Consider the following 17,698-nt stretch of genomic DNA (forward strand, 5'->3'; position numbering starts at 1 on the left):
ATTTCACCAGTTGTCGGGGCCTTTGTCGAGGAACCGCCGTGCCAGAAAGTCGATGAAGGCGCGCACCTTGGGCTGGGTGAACCGGCCCGGCGGATAGACGGCATAAATGCCCAGAACTTCGGTCGGCAGGCCGGGAATGGCCTCTTCGATCTGCCCAAGACGCATCGCATCAGCATAAAGGAACGACGGCAGGAACGCGATGCCAAGGCCCGAAATCGCAGCATTCAGCAGGCTTTGCCCGTCATTCACCGTCAGCCACCCGGCAGAGCGGACCTGACGCTTTTCCCCCGATGGCGCGGTGATTTTCCAAACATTGCCATTGGCTTGGTTGGAGTAATGCAGCAGCTTGTGGTCGTTCAGATCGTCGATCTTCATCGGACGCCCGAACTTCTGGTAATAGGCGGGCGAGGCGATCATCCGCTTGGTCGTCTCGGTCAGCTTGCGGGCCCGCAGCGACGAGTCTTCCAGTTCACCCACCCGGATCGCAAGGTCAAAGCCTTCGCTGATCAACTCGACATAGCGGTTGTTCAGCACCATGTTCACGGTGATGTCGGGATATTCCAGCAGGAAATCGCCCAGGATCGGCGACAGCAGGTTCACCCCGAAATCGGTGGCGACGCTGATCCGCAACAGACCCGAAGGCGCGGATTGCATACTTGTCACTAGGGCATCGGCCTCTCCGGCGTCGTTCAGAACGCGGCGGGCACGGTCGTAATAGGCCAAGCCGATTTCGGTCGGCGAAACGCGGCGAGTCGTGCGGTTCAAAAGCCGGGCGCCGAGACGCGCCTCCAGCGCAGAGACATGCTTGGAAACGGCGGATTTCGAAATCCCCATCTTCTTCGCGGCATCCGTGAATCCGCCCTGATCCACCACGGTGGCGAAGGCTTCCATTTCTGTCAGTCGGTCCATTTGTTTCCCCAAGGTGGCAGCAAGGGCAGATGGAGTGTTATTGACCGCCAATTCGGGCAGGATCGGGGCGCAGACGCGACCGATCCGGGGTAATGTCGCGGATCGTTGAAGGCAGGGAAACGACCAAGCAAGGCAAATCCGGCGAAAGCGCCACGAATGACCCAAGGATTACTGATCAACGCAGGGTATTTTGCCTGATTTTCGCTCGCAACTATAGAGAGAATTTTTCGGGCGGCAAACGTAGGATCAAATTCGGATCAGGCGAGACAGATTGCCATAGCTCCCAAAGGCTTTCATGGCCCACGCCAAAGAAGTTGCCCTGATCCTGAGCCAGAAGGTCGGTAATCACCTGAAAATGCAGATGCGGCGCCCAACCGCCATTTTCAGGCCAATCCCCCAGATGCGCGATGGTTTGGCCGGGGCTCACCGGATCGCCCAAACGCAAGATATGGGGAAGGCTTGCCCCAAGATGGCCATAAAGTGTGTAGAACGGCACGCCATCGGCCTCATGTTCCAAAATCAATGTGTGGCCATAGTCCAGCGGATCGGCGTTGTAGGTCAGATATCGCACCCGCCCGGCCAGTGGCGCATGAACCGCGGTTCCGGCGGGCGCGAACACATCGATGCCCAGATGAATCATCCGCCGTTCAGAACTCGCGGCATCAGCGAATTGTGCGGTGGCATAGATACTGCGCTTTTCGCCATAAAGGCCAAGACCATAGGACACGCCCTGCGCCGCGAACCAGTCATCAAAGGCATGATCGGAAAAGGCGGGCATGTCGGGGCGCTCACCCCGCGTTGGCAGGGCGATACTGGTTGCGTCGGCAATCGCCGGGGCAAAGACCGGCGCGACCGCAACGCGGCCCAGATGCTGGCGCACCTGCGCCTCTGCCGCGCTGGCGGGCAGGCCGCGCCCAACCCGCATCACGGCGCGCAGCAGCCCCAGATCAACCTGCGCCAGCCGCCGCGCCACAGCCTGCGCCGCCGCATCGCCCCCGGCCAGCCCGCCCAGAACCTGCGCCAGCGTCATATCTGGCACCCGCGCCGCCAGCGTCCGCAGGGCGGCATAAAGATCATCCTTGCCGATCAACTCCCTGTAAATGCTGTTCATCTGCCCCACCCAAAGCATCGTTCATCCGCAGGTTGTCCGCCGCGGCCCCGATTTGTCCAGCCTATTCCGCCGGAAGTTTTCCGCCGTTGCCCGCTTGCCCCCGCCGGATGCGCGCCCTATCCCTAGGCCAAACCAGCCGGAAAGAGCCTGACGTGACGCCGCCAATCCCCTCTTTGCCCCGCCGTGCCCGCGTTGCCGCCTTGTTGCTGACGGGGTTGGCGCTGGCGGCTTGTCAGGTTGCGGGCAGTGCCCGGCAGGCGCCGGTTCTGGGCGGAGCCGTCACCATGGGCCTGCCCGCCGGCTATTGCATTGATCGCAGCACCAGCCGCGAGGGGGCGGATTCCGCCGTTATCATCATGGGGCGCTGCAATTCGGACGCCAGCGCCGTGCCCGCCATCGTTACCGCCACAGTTGGCCGTCCCGGTTCTGCCGGGGTGATGACGGCCAGCCCCGCCGAACTGGCGGCCTTTTTCGCCACGACCGAAGGCCGCGCCACCCTGTCGCGAGATGGCAAGGCCCGCGATGTGCGGCTGATTTCGGCGGTTACCTCGGGCAATGCGCTGCTGCTGCATTTGGTGGATCGCAAACAAGGCGAATACTGGCGGGCCTTTGTCGGCGCGCGCGGGCGGCTGGTGTCGATCTCGGCCAGCGGCACACCCGGCATTCCGCTGGCGCCAGAAGCAGGGCGGCAGGTGCTGGACGCCTTTGTCGCCGCGCTGGCAACCGCAAACGCCACCCGCTGAACCGGGCATGACACCGGGGGAATACAACTTCTCCGTGGACCGCCGCAGACCAAATCTTTACTCCTTTGTTTCAAGAACGAATCGTTTCCATGCCGTGGGCAATGGCGACAACGACACAAACGGGCAGGCATGTCGGGCGTACTCTCGAACCTTCTGGAGAATTTCCTGCACCGGCGGGTCTTGCGCCGCTGGGCGCAATCGGCCGATGCCGCCCCTGCGACAGATCTGGAATCCCTGCGCAGCCTGCGGTCGCGCGCGCGGGGCCTGCGCCGCAACCTTGACCGTGTGATCCACGAGGCTGACCACCGCCTTGCCTTGCCGGTCATCGGATCAAACGCGATCCGCAAACCCTTTGGCACCGATTGGGCCTGGCGCCCCGAAATGTGGAAGGGTCCGATGCCCGTCCCCGGTTTCTCCGGCGTGCCCGGCAAGGCCGAGATCGGCCCCGGCACCACACTGTTCCATGATTGCCGCCGCAGCGAGCTGACCGCCCGCCAGATCAGGAACACGCGAGAAGCCGACATCGCCCCCTTTGGCCTGCGGATGGATGTGTTCCGGTTCGACGGGTCGTTCCTGTCGCTGGTGCTGGAGCTGCCACCCGAGGCTGCACTTGGCCTGCGCCTGCGCCACCTGATCCGCTGCGATGTGATCGTGGAGATGGAAAAGCCGCTGGAAATCTTTGCCCGGCTGAACATCAAGCACGGGCCCAACGTCGAACAGATCGTGCGCGAACTGCCCCTGAACGAAGAAGAGGTGATGGTGGAATTCGACCTCGCCTATTCCAAAATCAACGAAAAGCGGGTCGAACGGCTGTGGGTCGATCTGATCTTTGAAGGGCCGGAGATGAACCAGATCATCCTGCGCGACGTGACTTTCAGCCGCCGCCCCCGCGCTGATTTGTGAGGATGTGATGCCCGACACCACGCTGACCAAAACCCGCATCCGCGCCGGAATCTGGGAGGGGATTCTGACTGGACCGGCCAGTCCGCCAGCGCTGGAGGTTACCCTGCTGGAAAAGCCGCTGGCTGGCGTCACCGTCACCGCCCTGCCCGATCAGCTCGGATCATGGGCCGTGCGCGTGCCCGTCCCGGCCGAGGTGCTGAGCGACGGGGTGCAGACCTTCCTGATCCGCGACACCGCGACCGGAGCAACGCTGCAACATTTTACCATCATCACTGGCGTGGCGATGGAGGACGACCTGCGGGCAGAGGTGGATCTGTTGCGAGCGGAGCTGGACATGCTGAAACGCGCCTTCCGGCGGCATTGTCTGGAAACAGTTGGCTGAATGGAATGGTGCGTGCATAGCACGCACCGATCTAAACGCCTTCGCGCAAAATACGCGGCACTTTGAACTCAATGTCTTCCTGCGCGGTTTCCACCAGTTCAACCTGGGTGTCGAACCGGGCGCGAAAGGCATCCAGAACCTCATCCACCAGAACCTCCGGCGCGCTGGCACCTGCCGTCACACCCACCGCGCCAATACCCTGAAGCGCGCGCCAATCGATTTCCGCCGCCCTCTGGATCAGTTGTGCATAGCCGCAGCCCGCCGCGCGCCCTACCTCGACCAGACGTTTCGAGTTGGAGGAATTGGGCGCGCCAATCACCAGCAGCGCGTCGATCCGGGGCGCAACCGCCTTGACCGCCGCCTGACGGTTGGTAGTGGCATAGCAGATGTCTTCCTTGTGTGGCCCGATGATTGCGGGAAACCGCGCCTTCAGCGCCGCGACGATGCCGGCGGTATCATCAACCGACAGCGTGGTCTGGGTGATGAAGGCCAGCTTGCCCTCATCGCGCACCACCAGCCCCGCCACATCCTCGGCAGTTTCCACCAGCAACACCTCGCCCACAGGCAATTGCCCCATTGTGCCGATGGTTTCAGGGTGCCCGGCATGGCCGATCATCACCATCTGAAGACCCGCCTCGGAATGGCGGTGCGCTTCGGAATGGACCTTGGTCACCAAGGGGCAGGTGGCATCGACCGCAATCATGTGCCGCGCCGCGGCCGCCTCTGGCACCGATTTCGGCACGCCATGGGCCGAAAAGATCACCGGGCGGTCGGCGGGGCATTCGTCAAGCTCTTCAACGAACACCGCACCCTTGGCGCGCAAGGCATCGACCACGAATTTGTTGTGCACGATCTCGTGGCGCACATAGACTGGCGCGCCCCATTTGCCGATCGCCATTTCAACAATCTTGATCGCACGGTCCACGCCGGCACAAAAGCCGCGGGGGGCTGCAAGATACAGGGTCAGCTTTGGCTTCATCGCGCGCCTCTTCAGTGTCCGACCCTAGCTAGTCGCTTGGCCCCATCAGGTCCACCCTGCGCCAGCATGAAATGCAATGGGGCCAGAGGTTCCCCAACCTCTGGCCCCATGCGTTATTGACCCTGCGTTCCGCAGCCGATGTTACTTAACCGAAACCGGCACCATCTCGGCCTCGATCGGGCGCGGTTCGCGCGGCGGGCGACCGATGACATCGCGCAACTCATCCAGCTCGATGAAGTTATCGGCCTGGCGGCGCAGTTCGTCCGCGATCATCGGCGGCTGGCTGCGAATGGTCGAGACGACCGAAACGCGAACCCCTTGCCGTTGCAGGCTCTCCACCAGCGGACGGAAATCGCCGTCACCGGAAAACAGCACCACATGATCGACGCGCGGCGCCAGCTCCATCGCATCGACCGTCAGTTCGATGTCCATGTTGCCCTTGACCTTCCGGCGCCCCTGGCTGTCGGTATACTCCTTGGCCGGTTTCGTCCGCATGGTGAAGCCGTTGTAATGCAACCAATCCACCAATGGGCGGATCGGCGAGTAATCGTCGTTCTCCAGCAGCGCGGTGTAATAGAACGCACGCAACAACTTGCCACGACGAATGAATTCTTGCCGCAGCAGCTTATAGTCGATGTCAAAACCCAGCGCCTTGGCGGCGGCATACAGGTTCGACCCGTCTATGAACAGCGCAAGCCGTTCGTCCTTATAAAACATCCAGTCTTCCCCTCGGTAATAAATTCATCCACCAATCGCGTTCCGTGAGTGACCAACGTATTTTCAGCAATATGGCAGTGACATAAGAAGATATGGCGAGATGGATGAACCGCCACAAGGCGGCTGAAGGACTAGGTACCCATCCGAAAGGATAGGGTAGCAAATGGGCGGGCCGTGGAAAAGACAGCACTCATAGCACTGGGCGGCAATCTGCCATGGAATGGTCAGTTGCCGCGCCAGACCATAATCGAGGCTGTCGAAGCGGTTTTACAGGCCTTCGGCGGCCCGATTGTTACCAGTAAGTTGTATCGTACGCCCGCTTTTCCCGCAGGCTCTGGCCCCGACTATGTTAACGCTGCCACTTTGGTGACGCTACGTCACAACGCGCGGGCCGAGGAAGTTCTTGTCATACTGCACGAAATAGAGAGCCGATTCGGGCGAGAGCGCCTGCAGCGCTGGGGAATGCGCAGCCTTGACCTTGATTTGCTGGCGATGGGCGATCTTGTGCAGCCCGATCTGGCCACCTGGCAGCACTGGCACGACCTGCCGCCTGCCGAACAGATCCGCAACACGCCCCCGGGCCTGATCCTGCCCCATCCCCGCCTGCAAGACCGGGCCTTCGTGCTGGTACCTCTGGCCGATGTAGCGCCCGACTGGCGCCATCCCGTGCTGGGCCTGACCGTCCTTCAGATGCGGGATGCCTTGCCCAAGGTCGAGCTTGATCAGGTTGTGGCGCTTGACTCTGACGGAATGTCCTGATTATGCGCTTGTAATGATACCCTCCGGCGCTTAAATAGGCGTTCCCGATCCCCTGCCCGACTGGAGTTTCCAATGGCCCGCGTGACGGTTGAAGATTGCGTTGACAAGGTCCCGAACCGGTTTGACCTGGTGATGCTTGCTGCGCATCGTGCGCGCGAGATCCAGTCCGGTTCTGCCCCCACAGTTGACCGCGACAACGACAAGAACCCCGTCGTTTCCCTGCGCGAGATCGCCGAGGAAACCCAGAATGCCGGTGCCCTGCGCGAACGGATGATCGAAAGCTATCAGACCCAGATCGAGGTTGACGAGCCGGAAGACGACCAGATGGCGCTCTTGATGTCGGGCGAGATCGACCGCCCGATGCAGGACGATATGTCGGAAGAAAAACTCCTCCGCGCGCTGATGGAAGCGCAGGGCGAGCTTTAAGGCCTTTCTTGGCCGTTCGGGGCGATGATGATCGATGTCGAAGACCTCATCGCCCTGGTCCGCAACTACAATCCGCGTTGCAATGCCGATCTGATCCGTCAGGCCTATGCCTACGGCACCAAGATGCACGAAGGCCAGTTCCGCAAATCGGGTGAGCCGTATTTCACCCACCCGGTCGCGGTGGCGGCGATTCTGACCGAACAGCACCTTGATGATGCCACCATCATCACCGCCCTGCTGCACGACACGATCGAAGACACCAAATCCACCTATACCGAGGTGGAGCGCCTGTTCGGTCACGAAGTTGCCGAGCTGGTCGATGGCGTCACCAAACTGACAAACCTTCAGCTTTCATCCACCCACAGCCAGCAGGCGGAAAATTTTCGCAAGCTGTTCATGGCCATGTCGAAAGACCTGCGGGTCATTCTGGTGAAACTGGCCGACCGTCTGCACAACATGCGGACGATCAAGTCGATGAAAGTGGAAAAGCAGGCCCAGAAGGCCCGCGAGACGATGGAAATCTTTGCCCCCCTTGCTGGCCGCATGGGGATGCAATGGATGCGTGAAGAGCTGGAGGATCTGGCCTTCAAGGTGCTGAACCCCGAAGCGCGCGCCTCGATCATCCGCCGCTTCCTGATGCTGCAACGCGAGGCGGGCGATGTGATCCACAAGATCACCGCCGATATCCGGACAGAGCTGGAAAAGGTGCAGGTCGATGCCGCCGTTTATGGCCGGGCCAAGAAGCCCTATTCGATCTGGCGCAAGATGCAGGAAAAGGATCTGGCCTTTTCGCGCCTGTCTGACATCTATGGCTTTCGCGTCATCTGCGGCTCTGTCGCTGATTGCTACACCATTCTTGGCGTGATCCACCAACGCTGGCGCGCCGTGCCGGGCCGGTTCAAGGATTACATCAGCCAGCCCAAGTCGAACGGTTACCGCAGCATTCACGCCACCGTCTCGGGCCGCGATGGCAAGCGGGTCGAGGTACAGATCCGCACGCAGGAAATGCACGAAGTGGCAGAGGCCGGGGTGGCCGCGCATTGGTCTTACCGCGAAGGCGTGCGCGCCAAGAACCCCTTTGCTGTCGATCCGGCCAAGTGGATCGCGCAGTTGACCGAACGCTTCGACGAAGGCGACCACGACGAGTTTCTGGAAAACGTCAAGCTTGAGATGTATTCCGATCAGGTGTTCTGCTTCACCCCCAAGGGCGATGTGGTGCAACTGCCGCGCGGGGCAACACCCCTTGATTTCGCCTATGCCATCCATACCCGCATCGGCAATTCCACCGTTTCGGCCAAGGTAGACGGCATCCGCGTGCCCTTGTGGACGCGCCTGAAGAACGGCCAGTCGGTTGAGATTATCACCGCCGAGGGCCAGCGCCCGCAGGCCAGCTGGGTGGATATTGTCACCACCGGCCGTGCCAAGGCCGCGATCCGGCGGTCTTTGCGCGAAGAGGACAAGGGCCGCTTCATCCGTCTGGGGCAGGAACTGGCCCGTGCCGCGTTTGAGCATGTTGGCAAGAAGGCGACCGACAAGGCGCTGCGCACCGCCGCGCGGATGCTGGGTCAACCGGATGAGACGGAACTGCTGGCCCGCCTTGGTTCTGCTGAACTGACGGCGCGCAAGGTGGTGGAAACCCTTTATCCCGAACTGTCGCAAAAGGTGGTGGATGAGGTGGACGCGGCCCGCCCGGTTCTGGGCCTGCCCGATGACCAGACCGTCCGCCGCGCGCCCTGCTGCCAACCGCTGCCGGGTGAACGCATCGTCGGCATCACCTATCGCGGGCAGGGCGTGGTGGTTCACGCCATCGACTGCCCCGCGCTGGAAGAGTTCGAAGAACAGCCAAACCGCTGGATCGACCTTCATTGGCATGCCGGTCGTCACAAGGCGGTGAATACGGTCGGACTTGAGCTGACGATTTCCAATGATGCCGGCGTTCTGGGCCGCATCTGCACCCTGATCGGCGAGCAGAAGGCCAATATCTCTGACCTGAAATTCACCGAGCGCAAACCCGATTTCTATCGTCTGCTGGTCGATGTCGATTTGCGCGATGTCGAGCATCTTCATATGGTTATGACAGCGCTTGAGGCGGAAACCGATGTGGCGCAAGTCTCGCGTCACCGCGATCTGGCCCGCAGACCCTGACCCTGCGGATTGCCATCACCGCGTCATGGTTGTGACACAGGCGCGCGGCATCACAATCGCAGCGTTTCGGTTGGTGACGCGCCGATCGTAACTATGTAAGGCAGGGCAGCGGCCCCTTTCGGGGTGCTGAAATCGGATAGGAATCGGCGTGGTTTTCAAGCGGCGGGAAAAGCTGGGCTGGGCAGCCTGGATACGCGAGATGGTCTACCCCCGTGGGGGGTTCAAACGCGCGACCCGCTATGTCATCCACCGTATGCGCCGCGTTCCCGATACGCCGCACCGCGTGGCCCGTGGCATCTTTGCCGGCTGTCTTGTAGGGTTTTTGCCGCTGCCGGGTCTGCAATTCGTGGGGGCCTGGCTGGCGGCGCGTCTGGTGCGTGGCAACATCCTTGCTGCCCTTCTGGGCACCTTCAACACCAACCCGCTGACCACGCCGTTCTTTGCCGTTCTGGCGATGACGCTGGGCCATTGGATCATGGGCATTCAGGCCCCGCTGAACGCCGATTACATCGCATCCGCCTTTGCCCATGCCGGCGCCGATCTGTGGTTTAACGTCAAGGCGATATTCGGCCCCGAAACCGCGCGCTGGGGTGGGCTGAAACAGTTCTGGCACGAGATTTATGTGCCCTATTTCATCGGCGCGCTGCTGCCCGGAATCGTTCTGTCGGCCATTGCCTATTGGCTGACCATTCCTTTGGTCAGCGCCTATCAAAAGGCCCGGGCCGCCAAGGCGAAAGACCGCCACGAACGCCGCCGCAAGATCAAGGCCGCCCTGACCGAAGCCGCCCATCGCCTTGCTCACCCACGGGAAACCGCGGCAGGGGATGACTCCCGCCCCGGAGAGCCGTAGTCTGCCCCGAAGCAACCGGGACGGAACAACGATGACGGGCAGAAAATTGCGGCTGGGCGTGAACATTGACCATGTGGCCACCGTACGCAACGCACGCGGCTCTGCCTGGCCTGATCCGTTGCGCGCGGCCCTGCTGGCCGAGGCGGCGGGGGCCGATGGCATCACCGCCCATCTGCGCGAAGACCGCCGCCACATCCGTGATACGGATATGGAGGCGCTGCGCGCGGGCCTTGGCATTCCGCTGAACTTTGAATGCGCCGCCACGGATGAAATGCAGGCCATCGCCCTGCGGCTGAAACCGCATGCCGTCTGCCTTGTTCCCGAAAAGCGCGAAGAACGCACCACCGAGGGCGGGCTGGATGTGGCCAGCGACCAGAACCGCCTGACAAGCTATATTGCCCCCCTGCGCGCAGCGGGCTGCCGGGTAAGCATGTTCATCGGCCACGACTCCCGCCAGATCGAGGCGTCGGCCCGGATCGGCGCGGCGGTGGTCGAGCTGCACACCGGCCATTATTCCGACCTGCACGCCGAAGGCCGTCTGGACGAGGCCGAGGCCGAACTTGCCGCCCTGCGCAACGGTGCCGCCCTGGCCGACAGCCTTGGGCTGGAGGTTCACGCCGGTCACGGCCTGACCTATGACAACGTGGCCCCCATCGCCGCCATTCCGCAAGTGATAGAGCTGAACATCGGCCATTTCCTGATCGGCGAGGCGATCTATCTGGGTCTTGGCCCCGCGATTGAGGAAATGCGCCGCCGTATGGACGAAGCCCGGCGCTAGGCCGCCGCAAACAACGAGGACCGAAATGTCGAACCGAGTCTGGCTTGTGCTTTTGGGCATCCTGTTCCTGCTGGGCGGGGCGCTGACGCTGATCCACCCCTTTCCCGCCTCGCTGACGATTGAGCTGTTCGCGGGCTGGGCCTTCCTGATTCTGGGCGGTATGCAAATCATCACTGCCATCCGCCACCGTGCCGAAGGGGCGGCGTTGTGGTTGCTGCTGCTGGGCGGAGTCATGGCGCTGATCGGGGTTGAACTGTTGCGCAACCCCTTGGGCGGGCTTGTGGCGCTGACCGTGGTGGTGGCGGTATCGTTCCTGATCTCTGGCCTTTTCAAGCTGTTCATCGGGCGCATGGTCCAACCTGCCCGACTTGGCTGGGGCGTCATGCTGTCGGGTGGGGTCTCTGCCCTGCTGGGGGTGATCGTGCTGGCCGACCTGTCCACCTCTGCCCCGGTGCTGCTGGGGGTTCTTTTGGGGATCGAGATGCTCTCCACCGGCGTCACCGCCCTTATCATGGCCGCCGCGCTGCGCTGACCATGATTCTGGGCATCGGCACCGACCTTGCGAATATCGAACGGATCGAGGCCACGCTGGCCCGCTTTGGCGACCGCTTTCGTGACCGCGTGTTCACCCCCCGCGAACAGCGCAAGGCCGAAAGCCGTCCGCGCAATGTCGCCGCCACCTATGCCAAACGCTGGGCCGCGAAAGAGGCTTGCTCCAAAGCGCTGGGAACCGGGTTGCGCATGGGAATTTCGTGGAAAGACATGGCGGTGTCGAATCTGCACACCGGCCAGCCTGTCATGCACCTGACCGGCTGGGCCGCCGAACGTCTGGCGCAGATGACGCCGCCGGGCCACCACGCCGTCGTTCACGTCACTTTGACCGATGATCACCCCTGGGCGCAGGCCTTTGTGCTGATCGAGGCCCTGCCAATCGCCCCTTGACCGCGCCGTGAACTTGACTCGCCCAACCCCAGCGCGCATGTAGCCCCCGACCAAGGCCCCCCGACCCAAAGCGAAGGCACCGATCATGGCGAAATCCGAAGGCGGCATTCTTGAAACGGTGAAAACCGTCGTCTGGGCGCTGCTCATCGCGGGCGTCTTCCGCACCCTGTTCTTTCAGCCGTTCTGGATCCCTTCGGAATCGATGAAGGATACGCTGCTGATCGGCGACTTCATCTTCGTCAACAAGATGGCCTATGGCTATTCCAAATACTCCTGCCCCTTCGGCATCTGCCCGATCTCGGGCCGCCTTCTGGCATCGGACCCGCAGCGCGGCGATGTGGTGGTATTCCGCCACCCCGTTTCGGGCGATGATTATGTGAAACGGCTGATCGGCCTGCCGGGCGATACGGTTCAGGTGAAAAATGGCATCCTGTTCCTGAACGGCGCCGAGGTGCCGCAGGAACCCGCTGGCGTTTTTACCGAAAAGTACGAACAGCAAGGCCCGCAGGGCGGCTATCCGGCTTGCGCCAATGATGCGCAGGCCACCGGCATCTGCGAAAAGCCGCGCGCCCGCGAAACCCTGCCCGGCGGCCGCACCCATGATGTGCTGAACGTGCGCGACAACAACCCCGGCAGCGACAACACCGATGTGTTCACCGTGCCAGCGGGCCACTACTTTTTCATGGGCGACAACCGCGACAACAGTCTGGATAGTCGCTTTGCCCAAACCGCAGGTGGCGTCGGCTTTGTTCCGGCCGAAAATCTGCTGGGCCGGGTGGACCGGGTGATGTTCTCGTCTGCAGGCCGGTCGCTGTTCTACTTCTGGACCTGGCGGGCCGACCGCTTCTTCAAGGCGGTCGAATAAGGCGTGCTGCAAGGACTGGTGAAACGGTTCGACCTTTCTGGCACGGCGCCCCGGCGCGAGGCCATTGTGGTCGTGACCGCACTGGTGGCAGCCGTGGTGCTGCGCGCGTTGACCGAAGCGCGTTATCCGGGCGCAGAGCCGTGGCTGGTTATGGCCATCGGCCTGATTGCCACCCTGACGATTGCCACGCTGATCCGCCGCCTGCATGACACCGGGCGCTCTGGTATTTACGCGCTGCTGGCCTTGGTCCCCTATCTGGGCCCGCTGTTGACGCTGGCGCTGCTGGCCCTGCCCTCTCGACGGCCCTATCTGCAAGGCCACCCCACCTTGCGGGCCATGGGCGGCGTTCTGCTGGGGCTGCTGGCGGTGCTGTCGCTGTCACGCCTGTTCTGGACACCCTATTGGATTCCGTCCGAGGCCGACAAACCCACCCTTCTGCCCGGCGATTATGTCGCCGTGCGCCTGCTGTCGCCCACCAGTTTTCAGCGCGGCGATATGGTGGTGTTCCGTCATCCGCTCACCGGCGAAAGCTACATCAAACGATTGATCGGTCTGCCCGGCGAACGGGTACAGGTAAAAGACGGCATCGTTTTCATAAACGACCAGCCGCTACCCCAGTCGCCCGCAGGCACCTTCACCGAACTCAAGGCCCCGCAAGGCCCCGCCCACGCCCTGCCGCGCTGCGCCAATGATCCCGTGGGGCTAGGCGGCATTTGCGAAACCCCGCAATTGACGGAACTGCTGCCCGACGGGCGCAGCCATGCTATCGTCAATCTTGAACCGGCGGGCTTCGCCGACAACACACAGGTTTTTACCGTGCCCGCAGGCCACTATTTCATGCTGGGTGACAACCGCGACAACAGCCTCGACAGCCGCTTTGCGCAAAGCGTGGGCGGCATGGGCTTTGTTCCGGCTGAAAATCTGGTGGGCCGGGCCTCTCGTGTGATCGTTTCCGCCGAAGGGCCCTATCTGCTGGCGTTCTGGACCTGGCGCCCCAACCGTTACCTGCTGGGCGTGCAATGAGACTGTCTGCCGATCTTGTAGAGTTCCAGGACCGTCTGGGTCACAAGTTCCGTCAACCGGCACTTTTGCTGCGCGCCGTCACCCATGCCTCGATCTCCTCGGCCACCCGGCCCGATAACCAGAGGCTGGAGTTTCTGGGCGACCGCGTGCTTGGCCTTGTCATGGCCGAGGCTTTGTTGGGCGCCGATCTTCAGGCGACCGAGGGTCAGCTTGCCCCCCGTTTCAACGCCCTTGTACGCAAGGAGACCTGCGCCGAAGTGGCCCGCGACATTGGTCTTGGCGATGTGCTGAAACTGGGCCGGTCCGAAATGATGTCGGGCGGGCGGCGGAAAGAGGCACTGCTAGGTGACGCGATGGAGGCGGTAATTGCCGCCGTTCATCAGGATGCCGGGTTTGAGGCAGCGCGCGGGTTGGTCCTGCGCCTTTGGGGCAGCCGGATCGGCACCGTCGCCCCCGATGCCCGCGATGCCAAGACCTCGTTGCAGGAATGGGCGCAGGCCCGTGGCATGGCCCCGCCGCACTATACTCTGACCGGCCGCGACGGGCCGGACCACCAGCCCCACTTCAAGGTAGAGGTGAGGCTGGACAATGGCGCGGTGGAAACCGCCAGCGCCGGATCGAAACGCGCTGCCGAACAGGCGGCGGCAGGTGCCCTGCTGGCCCGGATGGAGACCCCGAATGACTGATAGCCACCGCGCCGGATTTGTCGCCCTGATCGGGGAACCGAACGCCGGAAAATCCACCCTGCTGAACCGCATGGTCGGGGCCAAGGTGTCGATCGTCACTCACAAGGTCCAGACCACGCGCGCCCGCATTCGCGGTGTGTGCATGGCGGGGCAAGCCCAGATCGTCTTTGTCGATACCCCCGGCATCTTCCGCCCCCGCCGCAGGCTGGACCGCTCGATGGTCAAGGCCGCATGGGGCGGGGCCGCCGATGCCGATGTGGTCGTGCTGCTGATCGAGGCGCATCGCGGCCTGACCGAGGGCACCAAGGCCATCATCAACCGTCTGAAAGATGAAATGCCGCGCGACAAGCCCGTGGCGCTGGCGATCAACAAGATCGACCGCACCAAAGCCGAACATCTGTTGGCGCTGACGCAGGAAATGAACGAGGCGTTTCCCTTTGCCAAGACCTTCATGATTTCCGCCGAACGCGGCTACGGTGTCGATGATCTGCGCGACTGGTTGGCCGCCCAGTTGCCCGAGGGCGAATGGTTCTACCCCGAAGATCAGCTTGCCGACCTGCCGATGCGCATGATCGCCGCCGAGATGACGCGCGAAAAGCTGACCCTGCGCCTGCATGAAGAACTGCCCTATCAACTGACGGTCGAAACCGAGAAATGGGAAGACCGCGCCGATGGGTCCACGCGCATCGATCAGGTGGTCTATGTCGCGCGCGACGGGCACAAGGGCATCATCCTTGGCGCCAAGGGCGAAACCATCAAGCAGGTGGGGCAGGCCGCGCGGCTGGAAATCACCGAGTTTCTGGGCCGCCCGGTCCACCTGTTCCTGCGCGTCATCGTGCGCCCGAACTGGCTGGACGAATCTGAGCGCTATTCGGAAATGGGGCTGGATTTCAAGGATGGCGACGCCTGATCCATGCGCGCCCGGCTGACCACCGATCTGTGGGTTTCGGCCTATCTTGCCCGGCTGCGATTGGCCGATATTGCGGCTTATGTCACCGCCAAAGGCGATGCCACGGCGGGGGCAGTGGTGGTCAAGGTCGCCACGCTGGATGGCCACGCCCGCGCCTTTCAGCGTGGTTATGACCTGCAAGCCGACCGCCCTGTCTGGATGGTTCTGGCAGACGGGCCAGAGCCCGAGGTCGATCAGGCCCTTGCCCGACAGCGCAATCGTGACAGCGACCTGTGGCTGATCGAGCTGGAAGACCGCCGTGGCCGCACCCTTCTGGGCGAAGAAGGGCTGGACTGACCAGCCCCGAAAGCGACCTGCAAGCAGCCTCAAAACCCGCAAGACAGGCCCCTCTTGCGGCAACCATCGGGCACCCCCGCCCGCGCGACGGCCCCCTGTGGTTGGACTGATCGCCACCAGCGTCTCCACCCGCCAAAACGCGGCGTCTCCCCCCCTTGCCCTCACTCCATCCGCGCCCGATACTCGGCCAATGGAATGGCGTGACGAAGGCTTTCTGATCTCGGCACGCCCGCATGGCGAGGCGGCGGCCATCATCGAGGTGTTCACCCCGCACCATGGCCGCCATCTGGGTGTTGTGCCCGGCGGCCTGTCGCGCCGCATGGCGCCGGTGCTGCAACCGGGCAACCAGCTTGCGCTGGACTGGCACGCCCGGCTTGGCGATCATCTGGGCCAGTTTCGCGCCGAACCCCAGCGCGCCCGCAGCGCCATTCTGTCCGACCGTCCGGCGCTGACCGCCCTGAATGCAATCTGCTCCCTGCTGCATATCGCCCTGCCAGAACGAGAGCCGCATCCTGCGCTTTACGCCAGCACCACGGCCTTGGCAGATGCGTTGCTGGCCAAGGGCTGGCAGCCCGCCTATCTGCGGTGGGAGTTGCACCTTTTGGCCGAACTGGGCTTTGCACTGGATCTGTCGTCCTGTGCGGTAACCGGGGATACGACCGGGCTTGCCTATGTCTCGCCACGCACCGGGCGCGCAGTCAGTGAGGCGGGCGCGGGCGATTGGGCGTCGCGCCTCTTGCCGCTGCCCCCGGTTCTGCTGGGGCAAACCCTATCCCCGCAAGATCATGCCCCCGCAATGGCGCTGACCGGCTTTTTTCTGGAACGCGCGCTTGAGCCGGTTCTGGCGGGCGCCCCTCTGCCCGCCGCCCGACAGCGGCTGGCCGACCTGCTGGCCCGCCCCTAGCACCAAAGCGACAACCCACGTCGCACCCCGGCAAGGCTTCGTCGCGGATGAGGCAGAAACCAACATTCTTCGGGCGCATTCTGTCATCATGGCCACGAAAGATCTTCCTCTGCCGCTGGTGTCTGCCCCCAGACCCAAGACCCAGCATTTCGCCGTTCTCACCGGGATCGAGGCGGCGATTCGTGGCACGCTGATCTCTACTACCCCGCTTGTGGTCTATCAGGCCCTTGGCAGCGCCGAGGCGACCTCTGCCGCCTATTTCATCGCCGGAATCGCCTCGTTGATCTGGGGGCTGATGGTGCCGTGGTTCACCAAGGCATTGCCCCGGCGCTGGATGTATTCGGCGGGCTGCCTGCTCTATCCGACGGCCATGGCACTTATGCTGACCGGGCACCCGGCGCTGACCGTTCTGGGCATCATCGCCATGGCGATGGGCACCGTCACCACCTTTGTCTGCCTGAATGCCTATGTCCTCGACTATGTGGCGCGCGAGGATTTAGGCCACAACCAATCGATGCAGATGCTGTATGCCGCCGCCCCCTGGGCCATCGGGCCGATGACAGGGGTCTGGCTGCACGAGGTCTGGCGCCCCGCACCGTTCCTGATCGCCGGGGCCTTCGCGCTGGTGCTGCTGGCGACCTTCTGGCACCTGCGGCTGGGCAATGGCCGCCAGATCGCCCGGGCGCGCGGCCCGGCACCCAACCCGCTGGCCTATATGGGGCGGTTTCTGCAACAACCCCGGCTGATCGCGGGCTGGCTTTTCGCTGTGATCCGCTCCTGCGGATGGTGGGTCTATGTGGTCTATCTGCCAATTTACTGCATCGAATCCGGTCTGGGTGACAAAGTGGCCGGCACCGCCCTGTCGGTCACCAATGCGCTATTGTTCATCTCGCCGCTGATGCTGCGCCTGTCGCGGCGTGGCACGGTGCGCCGCGCGGTGCGCCTGGGGTTCGGCTGCTGCGCCTTGGGCTTTCTGGGGGCCACGCTGCTGTCGCCTCTGCCGCCCCTTGCCGTTGCCGCCATGATGGCCGGATCGATCTTTCTGGTCTATCTGGACGTGATCGGCAGCCTGCCGTTCCTGATGGCGGTAAAGCCCTCGGAGCGGGCCGAGATGAGCGCGATCTTCTCCAGCTTCCGTGATGTGTCAGGCATCGTCACACCCGGAGTGGCGTGGCTGGTGCTGCTGGTGGTACCGCTGCCGGGCATCTTTGCCGCCACCGGGCTGGGGTTGGGATTGGCCTTTGCCGTTGCCGGGCGGCTGCATCCGCGCCTTGGCGCCTTGCGCCCCTCGCGCGGAGGAGCGGTGGCAGAGGCCGGCTGATCCCAGAGC

21 protein-coding genes are annotated in these 17,698 nt (G+C 63.1%); 17 read left to right on the forward strand and 4 right to left on the reverse strand.

Annotation, left to right across the window (positions count from 1 at the left end; genetic code table 11):
• Positions 1 to 3 precede the first annotated feature (3 nt).
• Both JI744_RS02990 and JI744_RS02995 read right to left on the reverse strand, forming a co-directional pair.
• Entirely contained in the window at positions 4 to 909 is a 906-nt protein-coding gene (locus tag JI744_RS02990; protein WP_202658182.1) for a LysR family transcriptional regulator, read from the reverse strand.
• Between the two features lie 211 nt (positions 910 to 1,120).
• Complete coding sequence (locus JI744_RS02995) at positions 1,121 to 2,020, reverse strand: peptidoglycan DD-metalloendopeptidase family protein (protein WP_202658183.1); 900 nt, start codon at positions 2,018 to 2,020, stop codon at positions 1,121 to 1,123.
• Between the two features lie 152 nt (positions 2,021 to 2,172).
• Between JI744_RS02995 and JI744_RS03000 the strand changes: the two genes are divergently transcribed.
• From JI744_RS03000 to JI744_RS03010, 3 genes are all read left to right on the forward strand, one after another.
• A complete protein-coding gene (locus JI744_RS03000) occupies positions 2,173 to 2,763 on the forward strand; it encodes a cation transport ATPase (RefSeq protein WP_202658184.1) in 591 nt (196 codons plus the stop codon).
• 129 nt (positions 2,764 to 2,892) lie between these two features.
• Positions 2,893 to 3,666 (forward strand): DUF6478 family protein, encoded by a 774-nt coding sequence (locus JI744_RS03005; RefSeq protein WP_202658185.1) that lies wholly within the window; start codon positions 2,893 to 2,895, stop codon positions 3,664 to 3,666.
• Positions 3,667 to 3,673: 7 nt separating this feature from the next.
• Positions 3,674 to 4,048 (forward strand): hypothetical protein, encoded by a 375-nt coding sequence (locus tag JI744_RS03010; RefSeq protein ID WP_202658186.1) that lies wholly within the window; start codon positions 3,674 to 3,676, stop codon positions 4,046 to 4,048.
• Between the two features lie 31 nt (positions 4,049 to 4,079).
• On the opposite strand, the gene ispH is transcribed toward JI744_RS03010, so the two are convergent.
• Both ispH and JI744_RS03020 read right to left on the reverse strand, forming a co-directional pair.
• On the reverse strand, positions 4,080 to 5,027 hold the full coding sequence (ispH, locus tag JI744_RS03015; RefSeq protein WP_202658187.1) for a 4-hydroxy-3-methylbut-2-enyl diphosphate reductase: 948 nt from the start codon (positions 5,025 to 5,027) through the stop codon (positions 4,080 to 4,082).
• Positions 5,028 to 5,168: 141 nt separating this feature from the next.
• Complete coding sequence (locus JI744_RS03020; RefSeq protein WP_202658188.1) at positions 5,169 to 5,744, reverse strand: LabA-like NYN domain-containing protein; 576 nt, start codon at positions 5,742 to 5,744, stop codon at positions 5,169 to 5,171.
• Between the two features lie 174 nt (positions 5,745 to 5,918).
• On the opposite strand from JI744_RS03020, the gene folK reads away from it, so the two are divergent.
• From folK to JI744_RS03090, 14 genes are all read left to right on the forward strand, one after another.
• A complete protein-coding gene (folK, locus tag JI744_RS03025; RefSeq protein WP_202658189.1) occupies positions 5,919 to 6,503 on the forward strand; it encodes a 2-amino-4-hydroxy-6-hydroxymethyldihydropteridine diphosphokinase in 585 nt (194 codons plus the stop codon).
• A gap of 72 nt (positions 6,504 to 6,575) precedes the next feature.
• Positions 6,576 to 6,929, forward strand: a complete 354-nt coding sequence (rpoZ, locus tag JI744_RS03030; protein WP_202658190.1) for a DNA-directed RNA polymerase subunit omega — start codon at positions 6,576 to 6,578, stop codon at positions 6,927 to 6,929.
• Between the two features lie 27 nt (positions 6,930 to 6,956).
• A complete protein-coding gene (locus tag JI744_RS03035; RefSeq protein ID WP_202658191.1) occupies positions 6,957 to 9,074 on the forward strand; it encodes a RelA/SpoT family protein in 2,118 nt (705 codons plus the stop codon).
• 148 nt (positions 9,075 to 9,222) lie between these two features.
• Entirely contained in the window at positions 9,223 to 9,924 is a 702-nt protein-coding gene (locus JI744_RS03040; protein ID WP_328756757.1) for a DUF2062 domain-containing protein, read from the forward strand.
• Between the two features lie 31 nt (positions 9,925 to 9,955).
• Positions 9,956 to 10,702: a pyridoxine 5'-phosphate synthase gene (locus tag JI744_RS03045; protein WP_202658192.1), complete on the forward strand. Its 747-nt coding sequence runs from the start codon at positions 9,956 to 9,958 to the stop codon at positions 10,700 to 10,702.
• Positions 10,703 to 10,727: 25 nt separating this feature from the next.
• On the forward strand, positions 10,728 to 11,234 hold the full coding sequence (locus JI744_RS03050; RefSeq protein WP_202658193.1) for an HdeD family acid-resistance protein: 507 nt from the start codon (positions 10,728 to 10,730) through the stop codon (positions 11,232 to 11,234).
• 2 nt (positions 11,235 to 11,236) lie between these two features.
• Positions 11,237 to 11,644, forward strand: coding sequence for a holo-ACP synthase (gene acpS / locus JI744_RS03055; RefSeq protein ID WP_202658194.1), 408 nt, complete (start codon positions 11,237 to 11,239; stop codon positions 11,642 to 11,644).
• A gap of 85 nt (positions 11,645 to 11,729) precedes the next feature.
• Positions 11,730 to 12,509, forward strand: a complete 780-nt coding sequence (gene lepB, locus JI744_RS03060) for a signal peptidase I (protein ID WP_202658195.1) — start codon at positions 11,730 to 11,732, stop codon at positions 12,507 to 12,509.
• Positions 12,510 to 12,527: 18 nt separating this feature from the next.
• Complete coding sequence (lepB, locus tag JI744_RS03065; RefSeq protein WP_202658196.1) at positions 12,528 to 13,532, forward strand: signal peptidase I; 1,005 nt, start codon at positions 12,528 to 12,530, stop codon at positions 13,530 to 13,532.
• Positions 13,529 to 14,218 carry a ribonuclease III gene (rnc, locus tag JI744_RS03070; RefSeq protein ID WP_202658197.1) on the forward strand — a complete coding sequence of 230 codons (690 nt, stop codon included), beginning with the start codon at positions 13,529 to 13,531 and terminating at the stop codon, positions 14,216 to 14,218. Before lepB (JI744_RS03065) ends, rnc begins: the two co-directional genes overlap by 4 nt.
• Entirely contained in the window at positions 14,211 to 15,128 is a 918-nt protein-coding gene (era, locus tag JI744_RS03075; protein WP_202658198.1) for a GTPase Era, read from the forward strand. Before rnc ends, era begins: the two co-directional genes overlap by 8 nt.
• 3 nt (positions 15,129 to 15,131) lie before the next feature.
• On the forward strand, positions 15,132 to 15,464 hold the full coding sequence (locus JI744_RS03080) for a DUF1491 family protein (protein WP_202658199.1): 333 nt from the start codon (positions 15,132 to 15,134) through the stop codon (positions 15,462 to 15,464).
• Between the two features lie 190 nt (positions 15,465 to 15,654).
• Positions 15,655 to 16,368, forward strand: coding sequence for a DNA repair protein RecO (recO, locus tag JI744_RS03085; protein WP_202658200.1), 714 nt, complete (start codon positions 15,655 to 15,657; stop codon positions 16,366 to 16,368).
• An 88-nt stretch (positions 16,369 to 16,456) separates the two neighbouring features.
• Entirely contained in the window at positions 16,457 to 17,689 is a 1,233-nt protein-coding gene (locus JI744_RS03090) for an MFS transporter (protein WP_202658201.1), read from the forward strand.
• Positions 17,690 to 17,698 lie beyond the last annotated feature (9 nt).

Source organism: Fuscibacter oryzae, assembly GCF_016765795.1.
GTDB classification, from domain to species: Bacteria; Pseudomonadota; Alphaproteobacteria; order Rhodobacterales; family Rhodobacteraceae; genus Fuscibacter; species Fuscibacter oryzae.

What these genes read in the sequence shown, in the direction of transcription:
- JI744_RS03005 (WP_202658185.1), top strand. Translation starts at nt 2,893, where the DNA reads ATGTCGGGCGTACTCTCGAACCTTCTGGAGAATTTCCTGCACCGGCGG.
- JI744_RS03050 (WP_202658193.1), top strand. Translation starts at nt 10,728, where the DNA reads ATGTCGAACCGAGTCTGGCTTGTGCTTTTGGGCATCCTGTTCCTGCTG.
- acpS (WP_202658194.1), top strand. Translation starts at nt 11,237, where the DNA reads ATGATTCTGGGCATCGGCACCGACCTTGCGAATATCGAACGGATCGAG.
- rnc (WP_202658197.1), top strand. Translation starts at nt 13,529, where the DNA reads ATGAGACTGTCTGCCGATCTTGTAGAGTTCCAGGACCGTCTGGGTCAC.
- JI744_RS03020 (WP_202658188.1), bottom strand. Translation starts at nt 5,744, where the DNA reads ATGTTTTATAAGGACGAACGGCTTGCGCTGTTCATAGACGGGTCGAAC.
- rpoZ (WP_202658190.1), top strand. Translation starts at nt 6,576, where the DNA reads ATGGCCCGCGTGACGGTTGAAGATTGCGTTGACAAGGTCCCGAACCGG.
- era (WP_202658198.1), top strand. Translation starts at nt 14,211, where the DNA reads ATGACTGATAGCCACCGCGCCGGATTTGTCGCCCTGATCGGGGAACCG.
- JI744_RS03035 (WP_202658191.1), top strand. Translation starts at nt 6,957, where the DNA reads ATGATCGATGTCGAAGACCTCATCGCCCTGGTCCGCAACTACAATCCG.
- JI744_RS03045 (WP_202658192.1), top strand. Translation starts at nt 9,956, where the DNA reads ATGACGGGCAGAAAATTGCGGCTGGGCGTGAACATTGACCATGTGGCC.
- JI744_RS02990 (WP_202658182.1), bottom strand. Translation starts at nt 909, where the DNA reads ATGGACCGACTGACAGAAATGGAAGCCTTCGCCACCGTGGTGGATCAG.
- JI744_RS03010 (WP_202658186.1), top strand. Translation starts at nt 3,674, where the DNA reads ATGCCCGACACCACGCTGACCAAAACCCGCATCCGCGCCGGAATCTGG.
- ispH (WP_202658187.1), bottom strand. Translation starts at nt 5,027, where the DNA reads ATGAAGCCAAAGCTGACCCTGTATCTTGCAGCCCCCCGCGGCTTTTGT.
- recO (WP_202658200.1), top strand. Translation starts at nt 15,655, where the DNA reads ATGGAATGGCGTGACGAAGGCTTTCTGATCTCGGCACGCCCGCATGGC.
- JI744_RS02995 (WP_202658183.1), bottom strand. Translation starts at nt 2,020, where the DNA reads ATGAACAGCATTTACAGGGAGTTGATCGGCAAGGATGATCTTTATGCC.
- lepB (WP_202658195.1), top strand. Translation starts at nt 11,730, where the DNA reads ATGGCGAAATCCGAAGGCGGCATTCTTGAAACGGTGAAAACCGTCGTC.
- JI744_RS03090 (WP_202658201.1), top strand. Translation starts at nt 16,457, where the DNA reads ATGGCCACGAAAGATCTTCCTCTGCCGCTGGTGTCTGCCCCCAGACCC.
- JI744_RS03080 (WP_202658199.1), top strand. Translation starts at nt 15,132, where the DNA reads ATGCGCGCCCGGCTGACCACCGATCTGTGGGTTTCGGCCTATCTTGCC.